This is a genomic window from Citrobacter sp. wls619 (genome assembly GCF_005281345.1).
Taxonomy (GTDB): Bacteria; Pseudomonadota; Gammaproteobacteria; order Enterobacterales; family Enterobacteriaceae; genus Citrobacter.
Genome location: NZ_SZXJ01000095.1, coordinates 352,829 through 377,096 on the forward strand (window position 1 = coordinate 352,829; position 24,268 = coordinate 377,096).

General features: G+C 54.2%; 25 protein-coding genes. 16 read left to right on the plus strand and 9 right to left on the minus strand.

Features of this window, described 5'->3' with window-relative positions; translation table 11 throughout:
* The first annotated feature begins 40 nt into the window (after nt 1–40).
* Nucleotides 41–1,039: a LacI family DNA-binding transcriptional regulator gene (locus FDX19_RS18975; protein ID WP_137383922.1), complete on the plus strand. Its 999-nt coding sequence runs from the start codon at nt 41–43 to the stop codon at nt 1,037–1,039.
* 79 nt (nt 1,040–1,118) lie between these two features.
* Entirely contained in the window at nt 1,119–2,621 is a 1,503-nt protein-coding gene (locus FDX19_RS18980; protein WP_137383923.1) for a helicase HerA-like C-terminal domain-containing protein, read from the plus strand.
* A gap of 105 nt (nt 2,622–2,726) precedes the next feature.
* Here FDX19_RS18980 and lptG read toward each other — a convergent pair whose 3' ends face one another.
* The 3 genes from lptG to FDX19_RS25355 all read right to left on the minus strand — a co-directional run bounded on the left by lptG (nt 2,727) and on the right by FDX19_RS25355 (nt 5,022).
* Nucleotides 2,727–3,809, minus strand: coding sequence for an LPS export ABC transporter permease LptG (lptG, locus tag FDX19_RS18985; RefSeq protein ID WP_137383924.1), 1,083 nt, complete (start codon nt 3,807–3,809; stop codon nt 2,727–2,729).
* Nucleotides 3,809–4,909, minus strand: a complete 1,101-nt coding sequence (gene lptF / locus FDX19_RS18990) for an LPS export ABC transporter permease LptF (protein ID WP_137383925.1) — start codon at nt 4,907–4,909, stop codon at nt 3,809–3,811. Before lptF ends, lptG begins: the two co-directional genes overlap by 1 nt.
* Nucleotides 4,910–4,971: 62 nt before the next feature.
* Entirely contained in the window at nt 4,972–5,022 is a 51-nt protein-coding gene (locus FDX19_RS25355) for a hypothetical protein (RefSeq protein ID WP_212723231.1), read from the minus strand.
* Nucleotides 5,023–5,175: 153 nt separating this feature from the next.
* Between FDX19_RS25355 and pepA the strand changes: the two genes are divergently transcribed.
* From pepA to FDX19_RS19015, 4 genes are all read left to right on the plus strand, one after another.
* On the plus strand, nt 5,176–6,687 hold the full coding sequence (gene pepA / locus FDX19_RS18995) for a leucyl aminopeptidase (RefSeq protein ID WP_003025870.1): 1,512 nt from the start codon (nt 5,176–5,178) through the stop codon (nt 6,685–6,687).
* 137 nt (nt 6,688–6,824) lie between these two features.
* Nucleotides 6,825–7,268, plus strand: coding sequence for a DNA polymerase III subunit chi (gene holC / locus FDX19_RS19005; RefSeq protein WP_137383927.1), 444 nt, complete (start codon nt 6,825–6,827; stop codon nt 7,266–7,268).
* Complete coding sequence (locus FDX19_RS19010; protein WP_137383928.1) at nt 7,268–10,123, plus strand: valine--tRNA ligase; 2,856 nt, start codon at nt 7,268–7,270, stop codon at nt 10,121–10,123. Before holC ends, FDX19_RS19010 begins: the two co-directional genes overlap by 1 nt.
* Nucleotides 10,124–10,299: 176 nt before the next feature.
* Complete coding sequence (locus tag FDX19_RS19015; protein ID WP_137383929.1) at nt 10,300–10,803, plus strand: GNAT family N-acetyltransferase; 504 nt, start codon at nt 10,300–10,302, stop codon at nt 10,801–10,803.
* Between the two features lie 26 nt (nt 10,804–10,829).
* On the opposite strand, the gene FDX19_RS19020 is transcribed toward FDX19_RS19015, so the two are convergent.
* The 3 genes from FDX19_RS19020 to rraB all read right to left on the minus strand — a co-directional run bounded on the left by FDX19_RS19020 (nt 10,830) and on the right by rraB (nt 13,065).
* Nucleotides 10,830–11,660, minus strand: coding sequence for a topoisomerase II (locus FDX19_RS19020; RefSeq protein ID WP_137383930.1), 831 nt, complete (start codon nt 11,658–11,660; stop codon nt 10,830–10,832).
* A gap of 169 nt (nt 11,661–11,829) precedes the next feature.
* A complete protein-coding gene (gene miaE, locus FDX19_RS19025; RefSeq protein WP_137383931.1) occupies nt 11,830–12,588 on the minus strand; it encodes a tRNA isopentenyl-2-thiomethyl-A-37 hydroxylase MiaE in 759 nt (252 codons plus the stop codon).
* Nucleotides 12,589–12,639: 51 nt separating this feature from the next.
* On the minus strand, nt 12,640–13,065 hold the full coding sequence (gene rraB / locus FDX19_RS19030) for a ribonuclease E inhibitor RraB (RefSeq protein WP_137383932.1): 426 nt from the start codon (nt 13,063–13,065) through the stop codon (nt 12,640–12,642).
* A gap of 163 nt (nt 13,066–13,228) precedes the next feature.
* On the opposite strand from rraB, the gene argF (FDX19_RS19035) reads away from it, so the two are divergent.
* Nucleotides 13,229–14,233 carry an ornithine carbamoyltransferase gene (gene argF / locus FDX19_RS19035; protein ID WP_137383933.1) on the plus strand — a complete coding sequence of 335 codons (1,005 nt, stop codon included), beginning with the start codon at nt 13,229–13,231 and terminating at the stop codon, nt 14,231–14,233.
* 95 nt (nt 14,234–14,328) lie between these two features.
* Here argF (FDX19_RS19035) and FDX19_RS19040 read toward each other — a convergent pair whose 3' ends face one another.
* The gene (locus FDX19_RS19040) at nt 14,329–14,781 is read right to left on the minus strand and encodes a YhcH/YjgK/YiaL family protein (protein WP_137383934.1); all 453 of its coding nucleotides are present in this window, start codon (nt 14,779–14,781) and stop codon (nt 14,329–14,331) included.
* A gap of 673 nt (nt 14,782–15,454) precedes the next feature.
* Between FDX19_RS19040 and arcA the strand changes: the two genes are divergently transcribed.
* The 5 genes from arcA (at nt 15,455) to FDX19_RS19065 (ending at nt 20,761) form a co-directional block, all read left to right on the plus strand.
* Nucleotides 15,455–16,675 (plus strand): arginine deiminase, encoded by a 1,221-nt coding sequence (gene arcA, locus FDX19_RS19045; protein WP_137384031.1) that lies wholly within the window; start codon nt 15,455–15,457, stop codon nt 16,673–16,675.
* A gap of 9 nt (nt 16,676–16,684) precedes the next feature.
* The gene (gene arcC, locus FDX19_RS19050; protein ID WP_137383935.1) at nt 16,685–17,617 is read left to right on the plus strand and encodes a carbamate kinase; all 933 of its coding nucleotides are present in this window, start codon (nt 16,685–16,687) and stop codon (nt 17,615–17,617) included.
* Nucleotides 17,618–17,672: 55 nt separating this feature from the next.
* The gene (argF, locus tag FDX19_RS19055) at nt 17,673–18,677 is read left to right on the plus strand and encodes an ornithine carbamoyltransferase (RefSeq protein ID WP_137383936.1); all 1,005 of its coding nucleotides are present in this window, start codon (nt 17,673–17,675) and stop codon (nt 18,675–18,677) included.
* A 55-nt stretch (nt 18,678–18,732) separates the two neighbouring features.
* Nucleotides 18,733–20,136: a YfcC family protein gene (locus tag FDX19_RS19060; protein ID WP_137383937.1), complete on the plus strand. Its 1,404-nt coding sequence runs from the start codon at nt 18,733–18,735 to the stop codon at nt 20,134–20,136.
* A gap of 145 nt (nt 20,137–20,281) precedes the next feature.
* Nucleotides 20,282–20,761, plus strand: a complete 480-nt coding sequence (locus FDX19_RS19065; RefSeq protein ID WP_137383938.1) for an arginine repressor — start codon at nt 20,282–20,284, stop codon at nt 20,759–20,761.
* On the opposite strand, the gene FDX19_RS19070 is transcribed toward FDX19_RS19065, so the two are convergent.
* Complete coding sequence (locus FDX19_RS19070; RefSeq protein ID WP_085951582.1) at nt 20,758–20,880, minus strand: hypothetical protein; 123 nt, start codon at nt 20,878–20,880, stop codon at nt 20,758–20,760. The two genes, FDX19_RS19065 and FDX19_RS19070, sit on opposite strands and share 4 nt — an antisense overlap.
* Between FDX19_RS19070 and pyrL the strand changes: the two genes are divergently transcribed.
* From pyrL to ridA, 4 genes are all read left to right on the plus strand, one after another.
* The gene (pyrL, locus tag FDX19_RS19075) at nt 20,860–20,961 is read left to right on the plus strand and encodes a pyr operon leader peptide (protein WP_016155570.1); all 102 of its coding nucleotides are present in this window, start codon (nt 20,860–20,862) and stop codon (nt 20,959–20,961) included. The two genes, FDX19_RS19070 and pyrL, sit on opposite strands and share 21 nt — an antisense overlap.
* A gap of 36 nt (nt 20,962–20,997) precedes the next feature.
* Nucleotides 20,998–21,933, plus strand: a complete 936-nt coding sequence (gene pyrB / locus FDX19_RS19085; RefSeq protein ID WP_003025818.1) for an aspartate carbamoyltransferase — start codon at nt 20,998–21,000, stop codon at nt 21,931–21,933.
* A gap of 13 nt (nt 21,934–21,946) precedes the next feature.
* A complete protein-coding gene (gene pyrI, locus FDX19_RS19090) occupies nt 21,947–22,408 on the plus strand; it encodes an aspartate carbamoyltransferase regulatory subunit (protein ID WP_003025816.1) in 462 nt (153 codons plus the stop codon).
* A gap of 76 nt (nt 22,409–22,484) precedes the next feature.
* The gene (ridA, locus tag FDX19_RS19095; protein ID WP_000047544.1) at nt 22,485–22,871 is read left to right on the plus strand and encodes a 2-iminobutanoate/2-iminopropanoate deaminase; all 387 of its coding nucleotides are present in this window, start codon (nt 22,485–22,487) and stop codon (nt 22,869–22,871) included.
* A 91-nt stretch (nt 22,872–22,962) separates the two neighbouring features.
* Here the strand turns inward: ridA and FDX19_RS19100 are convergent, their stop codons facing one another.
* Entirely contained in the window at nt 22,963–24,249 is a 1,287-nt protein-coding gene (locus tag FDX19_RS19100) for a TRAP transporter large permease (protein WP_137383939.1), read from the minus strand.
* Nucleotides 24,250–24,268 lie beyond the last annotated feature (19 nt).

Consider the following 24,268-nt stretch of genomic DNA (forward strand, 5'->3'; position numbering starts at 1 on the left):
CGGGGAGCATCAGTCCGCGCTCCCCGGCTCAGGAGAGAAAATGAGGAACCACAGAATTTCTTTGCAAGACATCGCCACGCTGGCGGGTGTGACCAAAATGACGGTGAGCCGCTACATTCGCTCGCCGAAAAAGGTCGCAAAGGAAACCGGTGAACGCATCGCGCAAATTATGGAGGAGATTAATTACATCCCTAACCGCGCGCCCGCGATGCTGCTGAACGCGCAAAGCTATACGCTCGGCGTGCTGATCCCCTCGTTTCAAAACCAGCTGTTCGCTGACATTCTGGCCGGTATTGAGTCGGTCACCTCGGACCATAACTATCAGACGCTGATCGCCAACTATAACTATGACCGGGAATCCGAGGAAGAGTCGGTGATCAACCTGCTGTCATACAATATCGACGGCATTATTCTTTCCGAGAAATACCACACCCTGCGCACGGTAAAATTTCTGCGCTCTGCCAACATACCGGTGGTCGAGCTGATGGATATCCAGGGCGATCGTCTGGACATGGAAGTCGGGTTCGATAACCGTCAGGCGGCATTTGATATGGTCAGCACCATGCTGGATAAACGCCAGCGCCGCAAAATCCTCTACCTCGGTTCGAAAGACGATATCCGCGATGAACAACGCTATCGTGGCTACTGTGACGCCATGACCCGCCGGGGTCTGGAACCGCTGCGCGTCAATCCGCGCTCTATTTCGTCCATCCATCTCGGTACCCAGATGATGCGCGACGCACTCACCGCACATCCGGATGTAGACGGTGTATTTTGCACCAACGACGACATCGCGATGGGCGCGCTGCTGCTGTGTCGCGAGCGCGAACTGGCCGTTCCGGAGCAGATCTCGATTGCGGGTTTTCACGGGCTGGAAATGGGCCGACAGATGATCCCCAGCCTCGCCAGCGTGATCACTCCGCGTTTCGACATTGGCCGTATGGCGGCACAGATGTTGCTGAGCAAAATCAAGAACAACGACCATAACCACAACACCGTGGATTTGGGGTATCAGATTTACCACGGCAATACGCTTTAAGTCATTTTCTCTCGCCATCGCATACTCTCTTTGATGGACATTGCCTATACTCCAGGCAGGATAAATGGAGGAAATCTCAATGAGCGCACCCCTGCTAATTGCCCGCACGCCGGACACCGAACTGTTTTTACTGCCAGGTATGGCCAACCGTCACGGGCTGATTACCGGCGCAACCGGGACCGGTAAAACCGTCACGCTACAGAAGCTGGCCGAATCGTTGTCCGAGATTGGCGTGCCGGTCTTTATGGCCGATGTGAAAGGTGACTTAACCGGCGTAGCCGAGGAAGGACAAGCCTCTGAAAAGCTGCTCGCCCGCCTGAAAAATATCGGCATTACCGACTGGCAACCGCATGCTAATCCGGTCACGGTGTGGGATATCTTCGGCGAAAAAGGTCACCCCGTGCGGGCCACGGTATCTGACCTCGGCCCGCTGCTGCTGGCCCGCTTGCTGAATCTCAACGATGTACAGTCCGGCGTGCTGGATATTATCTTCCGCATTGCCGATGACCAGGGTCTGTTGCTGCTCGATTTCAAAGACCTGCGGGCCATTACCCAGTACATTGGCGATAACGCTAAATCCTTCCAGAACCAGTACGGCAACATCAGCAGCGCCTCGGTCGGGGCTATCCAGCGCGGACTGCTGTCGCTGGAGCAGCAGGGCGCGGCGCACTTCTTTGGCGAGCCGATGCTGGACATCAAAGACTGGATGCGTACCGATGCCAGCGGCAAAGGGATGATCAACATCCTCAGCGCCGAGAAGCTCTACCAGATGCCCAAACTGTACGCCGCCAGCCTGCTGTGGATGCTCTCCGAACTGTACGAACAATTGCCGGAAGCGGGCGATCTGGAGAAGCCAAAACTGGTGTTCTTCTTCGATGAAGCGCATTTGCTGTTCAATGATGCCCCGCAGGTGCTGCTGGATAAGATCGAGCAGGTCATCCGCCTGATCCGCTCGAAAGGGGTCGGCGTGTGGTTCGTCTCGCAAAACCCGTCGGATATTCCGGACAACGTACTCGGCCAGTTGGGCAACCGTGTGCAGCACGCCCTGCGCGCCTTCACGCCGAAAGATCAGAAAGCGGTGAAAACCGCGGCGCAAACTATGCGCGCCAATCCGGCATTTGATACCGAAAAAGCCATTCAGGAGCTGGGCACCGGCGAGGCGCTAATCTCGTTTCTGGACGCCAAAGGCAGCCCGTCGGTGGTTGAGCGAGCGATGGTGATTGCACCGTGTTCACGGATGGGACCGGTGACGGATGACGAACGCAACGGGCTAATTAATCACTCCTCGCTGTACGGCAAATATGAGGAAGAGGTCGACCGTGAATCCGCCTATGAACGTTTGCAGCAAGGCGTGCAGGCCAGCACCGGGCAGCAAAATACGCCTCCCGCCAACGGTAAAGCAGTCGAGGTGGACAGCGGTATTCTCGGCGGGTTGAAGGATATTCTGTTTGGCAGCACCGGACCACGCGGCGGCAAGCGCGATGGCGTGGTACAAAGCGTAGCGAAAAGCGCGGCGCGACAGGTCACCAATCAGATAATCCGGGGGATGTTGGGGAGTTTGATGGGCGGGAGAAAACGCTAGTGTCCGTGTTGCTGTGCCGGATGGAGGCGTAAACGCCTTATCCGGCCTACGGGCCCAGGTAGACCTGATAAGCGCAGCGCCATCAGGCACTGCGCTTTACTGTGATTACGACCTACGCAGCATCAGCCACAGACTAATCAGCAGGAAGCTGGCACTTGGCAGCAGCGCGCCGATAATCGGCGGAATGCCGTATACCAGCGTCAGCGGGCCAAAGATTTGGTCCAGCACATAGAACACAAAGCCAAAGCTAATCCCCGTCACCACGCGCACGCCCATCGGGACGCTACGCAGCGGGCCAAAGATAAACGACAGCGCCATCAGCATCATGACCGCCACAGACAGCGGCTGGAAGACTTTGCTCCACATATTGAGCTGATAGCGTCCGGCGTCCTGGCCGCTCGACTTCAGGTATTTCACGTAATTATGCAGGCCGCTAATCGACAGCGCATCCGGGTCCAGTGCCACCACACCGAGCTTGTCCGGCGTAAGGTTGGTTTTCCACGTCCCGCTCACCGTTTGCGAGCCGGTGATTTGCTTCGGATCGGTCAGGTTAGATTCATCCACCTGCGACAAACGCCAGACCTTCTGCTCCGGGTCAAACGTCGCGCTTGCGGCATAACGTACCGACTGCAGACGGCGCTTGTCGTTAAAGGAATAGATGCTAATCCCGCCTAATTCGGCGTCGCCTTTCACCCGCTCGATGTAAACAAAGCTGTCGCCGTCTTTCGCCCACAGCCCTTGCTGGGTAGACAGCAGCGAACCGCCGTACATCTGCTGCGCACGGTAGTTACGTGCCATCTGTTCACCCTGCGGCGCCACCCATTCACCAATGGCCATCGTCAGCAGCACCAGCGGAATCGCGGTTTTCATCACCGACAGCGCCACCTGCATACGGGTAAAACCGGACGCCTGCATCACCACCAGCTCACTGCGCTGAGCCAGCATGCCCAGCCCCAGCAACGCGCCGAGCAGTGCCGCCATCGGGAAGAAGATTTGGATATCTTTCGGTGCGCTAAGCAGGGTATACAGCCCGGCGCCCATTGCATCGTAGCTCCCCTGCCCGGCTTTTTTCAGCTGGTCGACAAACTTGATGATCCCGGAGAGCGACACCAGCATGAACAACGTCATCATGATGGTGGTAAAAATGGTTTTACCGATATAGCGGTCAAGTACACCAAAGGGCTGCATTATACCGCTCCTTTACGCATAAAACGGGCACGCAAGCGACGCATCGGCACCGTATCCCAGAGGTTAAGCACAATCGCCAGTGCCAGATAGGCCAGGTTAACCACCCACATCCAGAACACCGGGTCCAGCTTACCTTTCCCGCCGTTCGACTTCAGCGACGTCTGCACCAGGAAGAACAGCAAATAGAGCAGCATGGCTGGCAGCATGGACAGTACGCGCCCCTGACGCGGGTTAACCACGCTCAGTGGGACAACCATCAGCGCCATCATAAATACGGTGAATACCAATGTGATACGCCAGTGCAGCTCCGCACGGGCCCGATCGTTGTCGGTATTCCACAGCGTGCGCATGTTCATCTGGTCGGTATCGTTGGGGTCCAGCGCCACGGCCTGATGGCCAATAATTGCCTGGTAGTCCTGGAAATCGGTAATGCGGAAATCACGCAGCAGCGCGGTCCCTTCAAAGCGCGTCCCTTTGTTCAGCACCACGACCTGAGAGCCGTCACGCAACTGAGTCAGATGTCCGGAATCAGCCACCACCACCGAAGGACGGGCGTTGCCTTTCGGGCGGATTTGCGCGAGGAACACATCTTTGAAGCTGCTACCGTCAACGCTTTCGATAAACAGCACCGAACCGCCGTTCGTTGCCTGCTGGAATTGCCCTTGAGCAAGCGCCGCCATGCCGGGGTTCGCTTTCGCTTCCGCCAGCACTTCGTCCTGATGTCTGGAGGACCATGGTCCAGCCCACATTACGTTGACTGCCGCAACGATACTGGTGAACAACGCCAGCACCATCGCCGCTTTTACCAGCACAGCCTTGCTCAGCCCGCAGGCGTGCATGACCGTAATTTCACTTTCGGTATACAGTTTGCCCAGCGTCATTAGCAGCCCAAGGAACAGGCTTAAGGGCAAGATAAGTTGCGCCATTTCTGGCACGCCCAGCCCCAGCAGCGAGAGCACCAGATTTGCCGGGATATCACCGTCAACCGCCGCACCCAGGATCCTGACCAACTTTTGACAAAAGAAGATCAAAAGCAGGATGAATAGGATCGCCAGTTGGCTTTTGAGCGTTTCCCGAACCAGATATCTTATGATTATCACTTTAAATACGCCCGTAAAAACCCGTCTTTTGCCGGAATTTAGCTTGTTTCATGGCTTAAACGTCATTTATTCTCTTGAGTCGTCGAAATCGTCGCTAAGATCATTATACTCAACGGATCCACCTCTCAGAAATTGTTCTGACGTGCCAATGCCGTAATAACGTTAAGATTAACACGAAGTCACCGCAACAGCGGGTATGAGTTACGAAAGCTTGCAATTCTATCCGTAGCCACCGCCGTTGTCTTTAAGATTCAGGAGCGTAGTGCATGGAGTTCAGTGTAAAAAGCGGTAGCCCGGAGAAACAGCGGAGTGCGTGCATCGTCGTGGGTGTCTTTGAACCACGCCGCCTCTCTCCGATTGCAGAGCAGCTCGACAAGATCAGCGACGGGTACATCAGCGCACTGCTGCGTCGTGGCGAACTGGAAGGCAAACCGGGTCAAACCCTGTTGCTGCACCATGTTCCTAACGTTCTGTCGGAGCGAATTCTCCTCATTGGGTGTGGCAAAGAGCGTGAACTTGATGAGCGCCAGTACAAGCAGGTCATTCAGAAAACCATCAATACGCTGAATGATACCGGTTCGATGGAAGCCGTTTGCTTCCTGACTGAGCTGCATGTCAAAGGCCGTAATAACTACTGGAAAGTGCGCCAGGCCGTTGAGACGGCACAGGAAACGCTGTACAGCTTTGATCAGTTGAAGACCAATAAAAGCGAGCCGCGTCGCCCGCTGCGTAAGATGGTGTTCAACGTACCGACCCGCCGCGAACTGACCAGCGGTGAGCGCGCGATTCAGCACGGTCTGGCCATTGCGGCCGGTATCAAAGCGGCGAAAGACCTCGGCAACATGCCGCCGAACATTTGTAACGCCGCCTACCTGGCCTCTCAGGCGCGTCAGTTGGCAGACAGCTACAGCAAAAATGTTGTGACCCGCGTGATCGGCGAACAGCAGATGAAAGAGCTGGGCATGCACTCTTATCTGGCGGTCGGCCACGGCTCGCAGAACGAGTCGCTGATGTCGGTTATCGAGTACAAAGGTAATCCGTCTGAAGATGCGCGTCCGATTGTGCTGGTCGGCAAAGGGCTGACCTTTGACTCCGGCGGTATTTCCATCAAACCAGCCGAAGGCATGGATGAGATGAAATACGACATGTGCGGCGCTGCGGCAGTGTACGGCGTGATGCGCATGGTGGCGGAGCTTCAGTTGCCCATCAACGTCGTCGGCGTGCTGGCGGGTTGTGAAAACATGCCGGGCGGCCGCGCGTATCGTCCGGGCGACGTGCTGACCACCATGTCAGGGCAGACCGTTGAAGTACTCAACACCGACGCCGAAGGCCGTCTGGTGCTGTGCGACGTGTTAACCTACGTCGAGCGCTTTGAGCCCGAAGCCGTTATTGACGTCGCCACCCTGACCGGCGCGTGCGTGATTGCCCTAGGTCATCACATTACCGGCCTGATGTCGAACCATAACCCGCTGGCGCACGAGCTGATCGGCGCGTCCGAACAAGCGGGCGACCGTGCGTGGCGATTACCGCTGGGTGATGAATACCAGGAGCAGTTAGAGTCCAACTTCGCGGATATGGCGAACATCGGTGGACGTCCTGGTGGCGCGATTACCGCAGGTTGTTTCCTGTCACGCTTTACCCGTAAGTACAACTGGGCGCACCTGGACATCGCCGGTACCGCATGGCGTTCAGGGAAAGCCAAAGGCGCAACCGGTCGTCCGGTGGCGTTGCTGTCGCAGTTCCTGCTCAATCGCGCGGGTTTTAACGGCGAAGAGTAAGTTTGAGATTGCCCCGTAGGCCGGATAAGCGCAGCGCCATCCGGCAAAACGCCTGATGGTGGCGCTAATGCGCCTAATCAGACCTACGGTGTGCATCATGGCTACGCATTTAAATCCACCACAAGAAGCCCCATATTATGAGAAACGCAACGTTCTATATTCTGGACAATGACAACACCGTCGATGGCTTAAGCGCCGTTGAGCAACTGGTGTGTGAAATTGCCGCAGAACGTTGGCGCGCGGGCAAGCGCGTATTGATCGCCTGCGAAGATGAAAAACAGGCCATACGCCTGGATGAAGCATTGTGGGCAAGACCGGCAGAGAGTTTTGTGCCGCATAATCTGGCGGGTGAAGGCCCCAGAGGCGGCGCGCCGGTAGAAATAGCCTGGCCGGAGAAACGCAACAGCAGCCCGCGCGACCTGCTCATCAGTTTGCGCGTTGGCTTTGCAGATTTTGCCACCGCTTTCACAGAAGTGATAGACTTCGTTCCTTACGAAGATTCTTTGAAACAATCGGCACGCGATCGCTACAAAGCTTACCGCGTGGCTGGTTTTAACCTGAATACGGCAACCTGGAAATAATGGAAAAGACATACAACCCACAAGATATCGAACAGCCGCTTTACGAGCACTGGGAAAAGCAGGGCTATTTCAAACCTAACGGCGATGAAAGCAAAGAGTCCTTCTGCATCATGATCCCGCCGCCGAACGTCACCGGCAGTTTGCATATGGGTCATGCTTTCCAGCAAACCATCATGGACACCATGATTCGCTACCAGCGCATGCAGGGTAAAAACACCCTGTGGCAGGCCGGTACCGACCACGCGGGTATCGCCACCCAAATGGTGGTTGAGCGTAAGATTGCCGCTGAAGAAGGTAAAACTCGCCACGACTACGGTCGCGAAGCGTTTATCGATAAAATTTGGCAGTGGAAAGCGGAATCCGGCGGCACCATTACCCGTCAGATGCGCCGCCTGGGCAACTCTGTTGACTGGGAGCGCGAGCGCTTCACTATGGATGAAGGTCTTTCCAATGCCGTGAAAGAAGTCTTCGTTCGCCTGTACAAAGAAGACCTGATTTACCGTGGCAAGCGCCTGGTGAACTGGGACCCGAAACTGCGCACCGCTATCTCTGACCTGGAAGTGGAAAACCGCGAGTCTAAAGGCTCCATGTGGCACATCCGTTATCCGCTGGCCGACGGCGCGAAAACCGCAGACGGTAAAGATTACCTGGTCGTTGCCACTACTCGTCCAGAAACCGTACTGGGTGATACCGGCGTGGCTGTGAACCCGGAAGATCCGCGCTATAAAGATCTGATTGGCAAATTCGTCATTCTGCCGCTGGTTAACCGCCGCATTCCGATCGTCGGTGATGAACACGCCGATATGGAAAAAGGCACCGGCTGCGTGAAGATCACTCCGGCACACGACTTTAACGACTATGAAGTCGGGAAACGTCACGGCCTGCCGATGATCAACATTTTGACCTTTGATGGTGATATTCGCGAAACCGCGGAAGTGTACGACACCAAAGGTGAAGAATCCGACGTTTATTCCAATGAAATTCCGGCTGAGTTCCAGAAGCTGGAACGCTTTGCCGCGCGTAAAGCCGTGGTTGCGGCCGTTGATGCGCTGGGCCTGCTGGAAGAAATTAAACCGCACGACCTGACCGTTCCTTACGGCGACCGTGGCGGCGTGGTTATCGAACCGATGCTGACCGACCAGTGGTACGTCCGTGCCGACGTGCTGGCGAAACCGGCGGTTGAAGCGGTTGAGAACGGCGACATCCAGTTCGTACCGAAGCAGTACGAAAACATGTACTTCTCCTGGATGCGCGACATTCAGGACTGGTGTATCTCCCGTCAGCTGTGGTGGGGTCACCGTATCCCGGCATGGTATGACAACGACGGCAACGTCTACGTTGGCCGCACCGAAGACGAAGTGCGTCAGGAAAACAACCTCGGCGCCGACGTTGCGCTGCGTCAGGACGAAGACGTTCTGGATACCTGGTTCTCCTCCGCGCTGTGGACCTTCTCTACCCTCGGCTGGCCGGAAAATACCGACGCGCTGCGTCAGTTCCACCCAACCAGCGTGATGGTTTCCGGCTTTGACATCATCTTCTTCTGGATTGCCCGCATGATCATGATGACCATGCACTTCATCAAAGATGAAAACGGCAAGCCGCAGGTGCCGTTTAAGACCGTCTACATGACCGGTCTGATTCGTGACGACGAAGGCCAGAAGATGTCCAAGTCCAAAGGTAACGTTATCGACCCGCTGGATATGGTCGACGGTATCTCCCTGGCAGATCTGCTGGAAAAACGTACCGGCAACATGATGCAGCCGCAGCTGGCTGAGAAAATTGCCAAGCGTACCGAGAAACAGTTCCCGGACGGCATCGAGCCGCACGGTACCGACGCCCTGCGTTTCACCCTGGCGGCGCTGGCCTCTACCGGTCGCGACATCAACTGGGATATGAAGCGTCTGGAAGGTTACCGTAACTTCTGTAACAAGCTGTGGAACGCCAGCCGCTTCGTGCTGATGAACACCGAAGAGCAGGATTGCGGCTTCAACGGCGGCGAAATGACCCTGTCTCTGGCGGACCGCTGGATCCTGGCTGAATTCAACCAGACCGTCAAAGCGTACCGCGAAGCGCTGGATAACTTCCGCTTCGACATCGCCGCGGGCATCCTGTACGAGTTCACCTGGAACCAGTTCTGTGACTGGTATCTGGAGCTGACTAAGCCGGTAATGACCGGTGGTTCCGAGTCTGAACTGCGCGGCACCCGTAATACGCTGGTTACCGTGCTGGAAGGTCTGCTGCGTCTGGCGCACCCGATTATTCCGTTCATCACCGAAACCATCTGGCAGCGCGTGAAAGTGATTTGCGGCAACACCGCTGACACCATCATGCTGCAGCCGTTCCCGGAATATAACGCTGCACAGGTTGATGAAGCCGCGCTTGCTGATACCGAATGGCTGAAACAGGCGATTGTTGCCGTACGTAACATCCGTGCGGAAATGAACATCGCCCCGGGCAAACCGCTGGAGCTGTTGCTGCGCGGTTGCAGCGCTGACGCGATGCGTCGCGTGAACGACAACCGTAGCTTCCTGCTGAACCTGGCACGTCTGGAAAGCATTACCGTGCTGCCAGCCGATGACAAAGGCCCGGTCTCCGTGACCAAAATCATCGACGGCGCCGAGCTGCTGATCCCGATGGCTGGCCTCATCAACAAAGAAGATGAACTGGCGCGTCTGGCGAAAGAAGTGACGAAAATCGAAGGTGAGATTGCCCGTATCGAAGGCAAGCTTTCCAACGAAGGTTTTGTCGCTCGCGCACCGGAAGCCGTGATCGCCAAAGAGCGTGAGAAACTGGACGGTTACGCCGAAGCCAAAGCGAAGCTGATTGAGCAGCAGGCGGTCATCGCCGCGCTGTAAAAATCGTGCCTGTACGTTTGCCGGATGGCGCTACGCTTATCCGGCCTACAGGTACCGCCAACACAGGTTGGATAAGCGGAGCGCATCCGACCTGTGTTGAATTATCCTCGCTTGCACTTCCCCTCTTCGCAGTGGTATTAACTGCATATGTCTCACTTTTATGTCATGAGTTCGCTATGAGTGTCATTACGCCTGTCTCGGCGACGCTGCGTCGCATTGCTGCCGACGATAACCCCGCCATTGCCTGTGTGATCCGCCAGGTCTCCGCCGAATACGGCCTGACCGCCGATAAAGGTTACACGGTGGCCGATCCGAATCTGGATGAGCTGTTCCAGGTGTACAGCCAGCCGGGCGCGGCCTACTGGGTGGTTGAGCAGAATGGTCAGGTGGTGGGCGGCGGCGGCGTCGCGCCGTTAGGCTGTAGCGAGCCGGACATTTGCGAGCTGCAAAAGATGTACTTTTTGTCGAGCGTGCGCGGTCAGGGGCTGGCGAAAAAGCTGGCGCTGATGGCGCTGGATCACGCCCGCGAGCAGGGTTTTAAGCAGTGCTATCTGGAAACGACCGCGTTTCTGACTGAAGCTATTCGTTTGTATGAACATTTAGGGTTTGAGCACATCAGCGAAGCGCTTGGCTGCACCGGCCACGTCGATTGCGAAGTAAGGATGTTAAAGCCCCTCTGACTTCACGCCGAGGGGCCATGTCGGCCTTACTGCATCTCAGCTGAAAGCATCAGACGAATTACGCCAGCCGCACGAGCTGTTGGCAGCTTCAGGACCTGAGTCCAGAGATCCTGCACAATCTCACAGGCGATCTTCTCTTTGCCAATCCCTTTATTCGGGTCGGCCATAATCTGAATGTCATCTCCATAGCGCTGTACCAGTCCGGGGCTGATCGCTTGTAAATCCTGCAGCGCCAGCTGTTTTTCTTCGGCCGTCACCGTATGTTTATCCGGGCCATAGGCGGCGCGCATCATTCCCATATCGCCCACCATCCGCCGACTCATAATCTCACGCGGGACAAGATGTACCGGGTTAATGCCCCCTTTCACCGCCGGAAACAGGAAACGGAAACATTCGTCATCACCCACCTTTTCCACCGCGGCAATCTGCTCGAGGTTAATCTTCATATACTCAATGACGTTAGCATCAGGTGCTTGCTGCAAACGTGCCATCTGTAGCTGAAGGATTTGCGGTTGTATGGCGTCGATAACCTGCTGCTCGCTTTTGCCCTCGTTCTTCATCTGCACGGCCTGGGTGATGATTTTTTGTGTTAGCGCAGGCTCCTGCTCCCTAATCACCTGAAACACCGGATTGGCGCGCATCGCCTTGTCAAACTTCTGCTCTTCGGTCAGTCCATATTCCGGGCTTTCACGCGGGATCAGGTAGTGCACATCAAAAATATTCCATGCAATAATCGCGACCACAAAAATCACCGCGCCGGAGATCTTGCCTACCCAGCCTTTTTTGCGAAACATGCCGACGACGATAGCAATCACCGCCCCGATATAGCCCGCCAACAGTACGTGTGCCCAGTTCATTAACCATCCTTATTCAAATCAATATGCATGTCGGGGATATATTTCCCCGTTGTGTGTTCTGATTATTACGGTAGAGACAATGGTTTTCCAGCCACCAGAATTTATCTGCAGGTATCAGGAAGAGGAGAGATGGCGCGGCAATCATGGCGAGCCGCGCCGGGACAGCGTATTACGCGGGAACGCCGCTGTGAAAGCGGAATTCATCATCAGGAGACAGGATCAGCGATGCTTCCACTTCACCAAAGAATCGCACCCGGGCGCTGATGTCATCGGTTGAAATCTGCTGTGCCAGCGCCAGGTAATCCTGATAATGGCGCGCTTCTGATCGCAGCAGCGACAGATAAAACGCCTGTAAATCCTCATCCAGGTACGGTGCCAGCGCCGCGAACCGTTCACAGGAGCGCGCCTCAATGTAAGCCCCGCAAATGAGCTTATCAATCAGCGTTAATGGCTCGTGGGTGCGTACCTCTTTGAGCATGCCTTTGGCGTAACGGCTGGCGGTAATTTTGATGTAGGGGATGTTGCGGCTCATCATCGCCTCGCGCACCTGCCAGAAGTGATGCAGCTCTTCTTTGATCAGCAACACCATGCTGTCGATAAGCTTGCGCCCCCACGGATCGTCGGTCTGCGGCATCACGCTTTTGCTGATCTGTTTATTCAGTGCAATAAAGTCAGGTTCCTCTCCCTCTCTGAACGCGAAGGCCTCGTAGGGTTTCAGCCAGTCCAGCAACGCCTGTGAACCGGCTTTGTCAGCAACATATTTACGCACCAACAGCATCGCTGTTTGCGCCGCTTTCAGCTCGCAGACGAGGTGATCGGTCAGTAACAGGGGAAGATTCGCCGGGTCCTGCGCTTTATCAAGCCATGCCTGGGGTGTTTTGCAGTGCAGAAAATTGAGGATTGGGGAGAGTATTTGCGGGTAATCCATACGTTGTCCTTGCCCTACGGCAGCAAACACTGCCGTAGGTCAGCAGATGACTTAGTGACGCACGCCGTCATCATCTTCGTCGACGAAGTCTTCATCGTCGCCGTCTTCACCTTCTTCGCCGTTCGGGTCTTCGAAATAGGTGCCCCAACCGTCGTATTCCACATCATATTTTTCAGCCAGGTTCATCAGTTGCTCAACCTGAGCGTCAATCAACTCGGCATTCAGAGCACATTCGCTCAGGATGTCACAGCAAATAACCGTGTCGCCTTCTTCCACTTCCAGCTCTTCCGGCTCGGTCACTTCATAACCCAGCTTGAAGGCTTCTACAGCCGCTTTTTCCAGGGTTTCAAAGTCGTCCGCGGAAAGGTGATGCTCGATGGTGTACAGCGCGTCTGGATCGCTGCCATCTTCGAGTAACTCTTCAATAATCAAGCGCGTTTCTTCACGCTGTTCTTCCAGTAGTTCCGGGTTGGCCATGGCTCGTTCCTCATAATGTCCTGCCGATACTCTTATTGTCACATACCGCTGACATTGCCTCCACCTTTCCAGGAAAGATTTGTTAAACAAGGTTGCAAATGAATAAACATCCATATAAATTGAATTTTAATTCAATAAATGGCTTAAGCCATGCGAGGGAACCATGTCTGCGTTTTATCAGAAGCACTTTTTGAAATTGCTCGATTTCACCTCTGCTGAACTCACGTCACTGCTCCAGCTCGCCGCGCAGCTGAAGGCAGATAAGAAAAACGGTACAGAGGTCGCTCAGCTCACCGGCAAAAATATTGCGCTCATCTTCGAAAAAGACTCAACCCGTACCCGTTGCTCTTTCGAAGTTGCCGCATACGATCAGGGCGCTCGCGTGACGTATCTCGGCCCAAGCGGTAGCCAGATAGGTCATAAAGAGTCGATCAAAGATACCGCCCGCGTGCTTGGCCGCATGTACGACGGTATTCAGTATCGGGGTCATGGTCAGGACGTTGTGGAAACGCTGGCAGAATTTGCCGGGGTGCCGGTATGGAACGGGTTAACCAACGAATTTCACCCCACCCAGTTGCTGGCGGATCTGTTAACTATGCAGGAACATCTGCCGGGTAAAGCATTTAATGAGATGACGCTGGTCTACACCGGCGATGCCCGTAACAATATGGGTAACTCTATGCTGGAAGCCGCCGCGTTAACCGGGCTGGATCTGCGCCTGGTTGCCCCACAAGCCTGCTGGCCAGAGGAAAGCCTGGTCGCGGAATGCAAAGCGCTGGCGCAGAAAAATGGCGGCAATATTACGTTGACCGAAGACGTTGCCACAGGTGTAAAAGGTGCAGATTTCATCTATACCGACGTCTGGGTGTCAATGGGCGAAGCAAAAGAGAAGTGGGCCGAGCGCATTGCGCTGCTGCGTAACTATCAGGTCAATAGCGCGATGATGGCGTTGACCGGCAATCCGCAGGCGAAGTTCCTGCACTGCCTGCCCGCGTTTCATGACGATCAAACCACGCTTGGCAAACAAATGGCGCAGGAATACGGTCTGCACGGCGGTATGGAAGTGACCGATGAGGTCTTTGAATCCCCCGCCAGCATCGTATTCTCTCAAGCGGAGAACCGGATGCACACCATCAAAGCGGTGATGGTGGCGACACTGGCGAAATGAGGGCATATGCCGGATGGCGATGCTAAGCATCGTATCCGGCCTACAACCGTGCTCCCGTAGGCCGGGTAAGACGAAGCCGCACCCGGCAAGGACGCTTATGCCACCCGCATTTTCACTACGGCTTTGCGCACCAGTGCCGGCGCCCCCACCGCGCACAGCGGTTTATGCACTTCGCCCGGATAGAACACCACGAAGTCACCTTCGTTCAGCACCACCGTTTTCTCCTGTACCCCTTCCGCCACGAAGGCGATATCTTTGTCCGCCAGCCAGTCGGTTTCCGGCGCGCCCGCAGGCTGGGTGCTGAAGGTCATGCCTTCCTGACCTTTGAGCAGGATCTGAATATCCAGATAACGGGCGTGATACTCAGCGCGACGCTGGGCAAACGGCTCTGTCATATCTTCTGCAATCAGATAAAACAGGCGATCGCCGTCGATGTCATGCTTACCCTTTTCCGTCGCATCGGTCACGTGCGCTTTGATGTGTTCAATCGCCTGATGCAGCTCTTCCGGCAGCCAGGCATCCAGGTTGTGAATATTGCCGACAATCATCTCAAACCCCTTAATTAAAACAATGTTTCATTTTGGTTGTTATACGAAAAAACCGCCTGCCATACCACTGCTATTTGCTGATATTTTGCGTCAACGCATGTTTATCGCTGATGATGTTAAATAATTGCTAACTCTCAGCAACAGGTTATGCATAAACTCTGCATAACTTTCGGCACCCCTTTTTCACTATCACCAGTAAACCATTGTTATTAAATACTTTATTATAAAAACCAGCGTTCGATCACAGTTCACGCCTCGTTCATTATCCGTCTTTATCGTCATATTTATTTTGCAATAAACTTTACCGCACAAATAATAAAATCATAGATTCGCATAATAATTCATCACACAGAAAAAAGCATAAATAAATCAATAGATTATTTATATCGAAGCACTTTTAAATATGTACATAAAATTAACACCAATAAATAACAAGACATATTCCCGCGTAGTGATTCAATTATTCGTATTTTTATTTTTTTAATTCTCAGAGCCATATCATAAATTAAGCAACAAAAGCCAAATACCAACCCGACTGTGAAATAAATCACATTTCCTCATCAAATAAAATCTAAATATAGATTATGAAATCAGCTGAAAAACCATGACTGCAACAAATATTATTTGCAGGCATCTCCTCTTTATTTTTTAAAATAGTATTGAAGGAATAATGATGGAAAAGCATTATGTCGGGTCTGAAATCGGTCAATTACGTAGCGTGATGCTACACCGCCCTAACCTCAGTTTAAAAAGGCTGACGCCATCAAATTGTCAGGAACTGCTTTTTGATGATGTTCTTTCGGTAGAGCGTGCAGGAGAAGAGCATGACATATTCGCCAACACGTTGCGCGAACAGGGAATTGAGGTTCTGTTACTCACTGATTTATTGACACAAACCCTGGATATCCCCGATGCCAAAAGCTGGCTGCTGGACACACAAATCTCTGATTATCGCCTTGGCCCCGCTTTCGCCACGGATATTCGCGCCTGGCTTGCAGATATGCAGCATCGGGAACTTGCCCGGCATTTGAGCGGCGGGCTGACCTACGGAGAAATTCCTGCCTCAATCAAAAATATGGTAGTCGATACTCACGATATTAATGACTTCATTATGAAGCCATTACCCAACCACTTATTTACCCGAGACACTTCATGCTGGATATATAACGGTGTATCCATTAATCCGATGGCAAAAACTGCGCGGCAACGAGAAACCAATAACCTGCGGGCGATCTACCGTTGGCACCCCCAATTTGCCGATGGTGAATTTATTAAATATTTCGGCGATGAAAATATTAATTACGACCACGCCACATTAGAAGGTGGAGATGTGCTGGTCATTGGTCGCGGCGCGGTTCTCATCGGTATGTCGGAACGTACAACGCCGCAGGGAATCGAGTTCCTTGCCCAGTCGCTATTCAACCATCGCCAGGCAGAACGCGTCATCGCGGTCGAACTGCCTAAACATCGCTCCTGCATGCATCTCGATACCGTAATGACCCACATCGATATCGATACCTTCTCCGTCTACCCGGAAGTCGTGCGTCCTGATGTGCAGTGCTGGACCCTGACACCTGACGGGCGCGGCGGCCTGAAAAGGACGCCGGAAACTACGCTGCTCCATGCTCTCGAGAAAGCGCTTGGCCTCGACCACATTCGTCTGATCACCACCGGCGGCGATGCCTTCGAAGCTGAACGCGAACAGTGGAATGACGCCAACAACGTCCTGACGCTACGCCCCGGCGTAGTCGTGGGCTACGAGCGCAACATCTGGACCAACGAGAAATACGACAAAGCAGGCATCACCGTTTTACCCATTCCTGGCGACGAACTTGGACGCGGACGCGGCGGCGCACGCTGTATGAGCTGCCCACTGGAACGCGACGGTATTTAAGGAAAAGTCATGGAAAACAAACCTACCCTGGTTGTAGCTCTGGGCGGCAATGCATTGCTTAAACGCGGCGAGCCGCTGGAAGCTGACATCCAACGCACGAATATTGAATTAGCGGCAAAGACTATCGCTCAGCTCACGCAGCAGTGGCGCGTGATCCTGGTACACGGCAATGGTCCCCAGGTTGGGCTTTTGGCGTTGCAAAACAGCGCGTATGCCAGCGTCACCCCCTATCCGCTCGACATTCTCGGCGCGGAAAGTCAGGGAATGATTGGCTATATGCTGCAACAGGCGCTGAAAAACCAGCTTCCACAGCGTGAAATTAGTGTGCTGCTGACTCAGGTTGAAGTCGATGCTCACGATCCGGCTTTCAGCAATCCTACCAAATATATCGGGCCGATTTACGACGCCTCCCAGGCCAGCGCCTTGCAGGCGGAAAAAGGCTGGGTTTTCAAAGCTGATGGCAAAGCGTTCCGCCGCGTTGTGCCCTCTCCACAACCCAAACGTATCGTTGAAAGTGACGCTATTCGCACATTGATCGCCCGCGATCATTTGGTTATCTGCAACGGCGGCGGCGGTGTACCGGTGGTGGAAAAAGCCGATGGCTACCACGGTATTGAAGCGGTGATCGACAAAGATCTCTCCGCCGCCCTGCTCGCCAGCCAAATCCACGCCGATGCGCTGCTGATCCTGACCGACGCCGACGCCGTGTACCTCGACTGGGGCAAACCTACCCAGCGCCCGCTGGCCCAGGTCACGCCGGAACTGCTCGGCGAAATGCAATTCGACGCCGGTTCAATGGGCCCCAAAGTCACCGCCTGCGCAGAATTTGTCTCTCGCTGTCACGCAATAGCAGGCATCGGCTCATTGGCTGACGGCCCGGCCATCCTCGCCGGCGACAAAGGCACGCTCATTCGGCTCGAAACCACCGACGCAAACGCGTAGGGCTTTTTTGCCGGATAGCGACGGCGCTTTATCCGGCCTACACAAGGACATTTTCATGACTGTTAACCTGAAAAATCGCAATTTTCTCAAACTGCTTGACTACGCCCCAACGGAAATCCAGTACCTGATCGATCTGGCTATCGAGTTAAAAACGGCCAAAAAAGCCGGGCGCGAAAGACAGACGCTGGTGGGTAAAAATATCGCGCTGATCTTCGAAAAAACCTCAACCCGTACCCGCTGCGCCTTTGAAGTTGGCGCTTTCGATCAGGGCGCACAGGTAACCTACCTCGGTCCAAGCGGATCGCAGATCGGTCACAAAGAATCAATGAAAGATACCGCCCGCGTGCTAGGCCGCATGTACGACGGCATTGAGTACCGCGGATACGGTCAGGAGATTGTGGAAGAGCTGGGGCAGTTCGCCGGGGTTCCGGTATGGAACGGGCTGACCAACGAATTTCACCCTACGCAGATCCTCGCGGATCTGATGACCATGCTGGAACACGCGCCGGGTAAAACCTTGCCGGAGCTGAGCTTCGCTTATCTCGGCGACGCCCGCAATAACATGGGCAACTCGCTGATGGTAGGCGCAGCGAAAATGGGGATGGATATCCGTCTGGTCGCACCTAAATCCTTCTGGCCGGACGAGGCGCTGGTTGCCGAATGCCGTGAAATCGCCAGCGTGACTGGCGCACGTATTACGCTCACAGAGGATGTCGAGGAAGGCGTTTACGACGTCGATTTCCTCTACACCGATGTCTGGGTCTCGATGGGCGAACCCAAAGAAGCCTGGGCAGAACGCGTAAGTCTGATGACCCCCTATCAGATTAACCAGCGGGTCATCAACGCAACCGGTAACCCCAATGTGAAATTTATGCACTGTCTGCCCGCCTTCCATAACGAGCACACAAAAGTTGGACGTGAAATTGAAGTGGCCTACGGCCTGAAAGGGCTTGAAGTCACGGAAGAGGTTTTTGAGTCAGCACATTCCATCGTCTTCGACGAAGCTGAGAACCGGATGCATACCATTAAAGCGGTAATGGTAGCGACCCTCGGCGACTAACCCCAGCGGGCATATGTCGCCAGACGGCATATGCTCAAGCTATCCGGAGAACATCATGGGCAAATTCAAATTTCCCAGCGCATATACCATCCTGTTTATTCTCATTGCACTCGTCGCGGTTATGACCTGGATAGTCCCGGCAGGGAAATACCAGATGGCGATGAATGCCACTCTGGGCAAAGAAGTGCCGGTTGCCGGTACTTATGCCCCGACAGAGGCACATCCGCAAGGTTTTACCGCTGTACTGCTGGCGCCAATTGACGGTCTTTACAACCACGAAACCTATACCGCAGGCGCCATTGATGTGGCGTTGTTTGTCCTGATTATTGGTGGGTTTCTCGGCGTGGTAAACAAAACAGGCGCCATCGATGCAGGTATCGAGCGCGTGACGGTCAGGCTGAACGGTAAAGAGGAGTGGATGATCCCCATTCTGATGGGACTGTTCGCCGCTGGAGGTACGATTTACGGGATGGCAGAGGAGTCACTCCCTTTCTACACATTGCTGGTTCCGGTAATGATGGCCGCACGCTTTGATCCGTTGGTTGCCGCCGCTACCGTTCTGCTCGGCGCGGGCATTGGCACACTCGGCTCGACAATCAACCCTTTCGCAACGGTTATCGCGGCTAACGCCGCCGGGATCCCCTTCACCCAGGGCATGCTGATGCGCATTCTGCTGCTGGTCGTCGGCTATGTTATCTGCGTGGTGTGGGTCATGCGCTATGCACGGAAAGTTCGCAGCCATCCTGAACTTTCCATCGTGGCAGATAAAATGGAGGAAAACCGCGTCCATTTTCTCGGTAGTCGCGCCAATGCCAATCTTGAATTCACAGCAACGCGTAAATGGATCCTGCTGATTTTCGCCGCTGCCTTTGCGGTGATGATCTATGGGGTGGCGGTGCTCGGTTGGTGGATGGCAGAAATTTCTGGGGTTTTTCTGGCATCTGCGATTATCGTCGGCGTTATCGCCCGCATGAGTGAGGAGGAATTTACTGGCACATTCATTGACGGGGCACGTGACCTGCTTGGCGTCGCGCTAATTATCGGTATTGCACGCGGCATCGTGGTGGTGATGGATAACGGCATGATCACCCATACTATTCTGCACAGCGCGGAAAATGTCGTCTCCGGACTTTCCACCACTATTTTCATCAATGTGACCTACTGGCTGGAAGTTTTGCTCTCTTTCCTGGTCCCTTCCTCTTCGGGCCTGGCGGTCCTCACCATGCCCATTATGGCCCCGCTGGCCGACTTCGCGCATGTCCCCAGGGATCTGGTCGTCACCGCGTATCAATCCGCTTCCGGCATTGTGAATCTGATTACGCCCACCTCAGCAGTTGTGATGGGCGGGTTGGCCATCGCCCGCGTTCCTTACGTGCGATACCTGAAATGGGTCGCACCGCTCCTGCTCATTTTGACGTTACTGAACATGGCCGTCCTGAGTATCGGCGCGATGCTGTAGCCCTTTTAGCCGTCGGATCCCGACGGCTTTTTTTGAGCGCGCTCTCGTTTTTCTGCACAACCGCCCATTTGAGCCGTTATTGATACTGCAAATGTGGTGAATTTCGCCATCACATTGATACAAATGATAAATTTAGGGTGTATTTATGAAGGAACTCGATGATTACTCGACCAAAGAGCAGAAACAACTGGCGATTTGTCAGCGCCTGATTACTGAAAAAAGCTACCTTTCCCAGGAAGCGCTTCGCCGCGATCTACAACACCATGGTTTTACCGGAATTAGCCAGTCCACGGTATCCCGTCTGCTGAAACTGCTCGGGGCGATAAAAATAAGAAATACAAAAGGGCAAAAAATTTATTCTGTAAATCCGCAATCACGACCCGCTCCTGATGCTGCCCGATCAATTGCTGAAATGGTGGTCAGCGTGGAACACAATAGCGAGTTTATCCTCATTCACACGGCAGCAGGTTATGGCCGTGCCGTTGCCAGAATCCTCGATTACCACGCGTTACCCGAGATTCTGGGTGTCATCGCTGGCAGCAGTATTGTCTGGGTTGCGCCGCGCGTCGTGCAGCGAACGGGGCTGGTGCACAAGCAGATTAACTATCTATTTAAAATGAATTAAAATTCATAAGAACCGTTTGCGGTGAATAAATTGTGCATTTTCCGCTTGATCCCATAACGGAGCTGAGTATAATCGCGGACAATTTGCCGGGAGGATGTATGGTTCAGTGTGTACGACATTTTGTCTTACCGCGTCTGAAAAAGGACGCTGGCCTGCCGTTTTTCTTTCCGTTGATCATCCATTCCGAGCCCCTCAATTGAGGGGCTTTTTTTTTGCCCAGGCGTCAGGAGATAAACATGGCTAACCCGCTCTATCAAAAACACATCATTTCCATAAACGACCTCAGCCGCGACGACCTCAATCTGGTCCTCGCGACGGCGGCGAAATTAAAAGCTAACCCGCAGCCGGAGCTGTTAAAGCATAAGGTGATTGCCAGCTGCTTCTTTGAGGCGTCAACCCGCACCCGTTTATCCTTTGAAACCTCGATGCACCGCCTGGGCGCCAGCGTGGTGGGGTTTTCTGACAGCAGCAACACGTCGCTGGGCAAAAAAGGCGAAACCCTGGCCGATACCATTTCCGTCATCAGCACCTATGTCGACGCCATTGTCATGCGCCATCCGCAGGAAGGCGCCGCGCGTCTGGCAACGGAGTTCTCCGGTAACGTGCCGGTGCTGAACGCCGGCGACGGCTCCAATCAGCATCCAACTCAAACGCTGCTGGATCTGTTTACCATTCAGGAAACCCAGGGCCGCCTGGACAATCTGCACATCGCCATGGTGGGTGATCTGAAATATGGCCGTACCGTCCACTCCCTGACCCAGGCGCTGGCGAAGTTCGAAGGTAACCGCTTCTACTTCATCGCCCCGGACGCGCTGGCCATGCCGCAATACATTCTGGATATGCTGAACGAAAAAGGTATCGCCTGGAGCCTGCACGGCACTATCGAAGAGGTGATGGCAGAGGTTGATATTCTCTACATGACCCGCGTACAAAAAGAGCGTCTGGACCCGTCCGAATACGCCAACGTGAAAGCACAGTTCGTCCTGCGCGCCAGCGACCTGAACGGCGCCAGAGCGAACATGAAGGTGCTGCATCCGCTGCCGCGTATTGATGAGATCACCACCGACGTCGATAAGACGCCGCACGCCTGGTATTTCCAGCAGGCTGGCAACGGCATCTTCGCCCGCCAGGCGTTACTGGCACTGGTACTGAATAGCGAACTGGCACTGTAAGGGAGAAAAAGAGATGACACACGATAACAAACTGCAGGTTGAAGCCATCAAACGTGGCACCGTGATTGACCATATTCCCGCACAGGTTGGTTTTAAACTGCTGACGCTGTTCAAACTGACGGAAACCGACCAACGCATCACCATTGGCCTGAACCTGCCGTCAGGCGAAATGGGCCGTAAGGACCTGATTAAAATTGAAAACACCTTCCTGACCGACGAGCAGGTAAACCAGCTCTCCCTGTATGCCCCGCAGGCAACGGTGAACCGCATTGACGATTATGACGTGGTGGGTAAATCACGCCCGAGCCTGCCGGAGCGTATCGACAACGTGCTGGTTTGCCCGAACAGCAACTGCATCAGCCATGCTGAACCAGTATCGTCCAGTTTTGCAGTGAAAAAGCGCGCTGATGACATCGCACTCAAATGCAAATACTGTGAAAAAGAGTTTTCGCATTATGTGGTGCTGGCCAACTAATTGGGGTTGGTTATGAGATCCCGGCTCCCTATAATGGCCGGGAACATTCTATTACCGCTGTAATTCAGGAGAAATCATGAGCAAGACTATCGCGACGGAAAATGCACCAGCAGCAATCGGCCCATACGTTCAGGGCGTTGACCTGGGTAGCATGGTAATCACTTCCGGTCAGATTCCGGTCGATCCGAAAACCGGTGCCGTAGCGGAAGACGTGTCCGCTCAGGCGCGTCAGTCGCTGGAAAACGTAAAAGCTATCGTTGAAGCAGCAGGCCTGAAAGTGGGCGATATCGTAAAAACGACCGTTTTCGTTAAAGACCTGAACGATTTCGCAACCGTCAACGCCACCTACGAAGCGTTCTTCACTGAGCACAACGCGACTTTCCCGGCGCGTTCTTGCGTGGAAGTTGCTCGTCTGCCGAAAGACGTGAAAATCGAGATTGAAGCGATCGCCGTTCGTCGCTAAGTTTCCTTGTGCCAGATGGCGGTTTCGCCTTATCCGGCCGACGGAAGCGTAATTTGCAGGCCCGGTAAGCGCGAGCGCCACCGGGCATTTATCACAGCACACCAAACAGTTTCGGCAGGAACAGCGAAATCGCCGGAATGTACGTTACCAACATCAGCACCAGGAACAGGACGAGGTAGAACGGCAGCATCGCCTTCACCACTTGTTCAATCTTCTGCTTACTCACCGCACTGGCAACAAACAGCACCGACCCTACCGGCGGCGTAATCAACCCGATCCCCAGGTTCACCAGCATGATCATGCCGAAATGAACCGGATCAATACCGAGCGCGTTGGTCACCGGCAGCAGAACCGGCGTCAAAATCAGGATCAGCGGCGCCATATCCATCAGCGTACCAATCAGCAGCAGCATGATGTTAATGCACATCAGGATGACGTATTTGTTATCCGAGATACTGGTGAACGCGTCGGTGATGCGCATCGGCAACTGCATGTAGGTCATGACAGCGCCAAACGCGGCAGCAAAACCAATCAGGATCATCACGATAGTGACGGTTTTCACCGTGCGGAACATCAGCTTCGGCAGCTCAGACCATTTATAGTCGCGATAGATAAACATGGTGACGAAGAAGGCCCACAGGCAGGCAATCGCCGCAGACTCAGTCGCGGTAAAGATGCCCGACAGGATCCCCCCCATGATGATCACCACCGTCATCAATCCCCACAGCGTATCGACGAAAATCTTCAGCGCCTGGCGAAACGGCACGCGTTCCCCTTTTGGATAACCGCGCTTGTGCGCAAACGCCACGCACATCACCATCAGGCTGAAGCTTAACAGCAGACCCGGCAGGATCCCGGCGATAAACAGCGCGGCAATAGATACCGTACCGCCGGTTGCCAGCGAATAAATGACCGAGTTATGGCTGGGCGGCGTAAGGATTGCCTGTACCGAGCCGCTGGCGGTCACCGCCGCGGCAAAGTCGCGAGGGTAACCTTTTTTATCCATCTCCGGGATCATCACCGAACCGATGGATGCGGTATCGGCCACGGACGATCCGGAAATGGCGCCAAAAAAGGTCGACGCCACAATGTTGACCAGCGACAGCCCGCCGCGAATAAAGCCAACGAAAATATAGGCAAAGTTCACCAGTCGCCGCGCAATTCCGCCTTCGGCCATGATCGCGCCAGCCAGAATAAAGAAGGGGATCGCCAGCAGGGAGAACTTGTTCACGCCGCTGGTCAGTTGGATCATCACCGCTTCCAGTGGGATATCAATGTACCAGGCACCAATGATGGCGCTAATCCCTACCGCGTACGCTACCGGTACCCCAATCGCCAGCATAATGCCAAGCGTAAAGACGAGAATAAATGCATCCATCTGCTTTCCTTAATGAAAT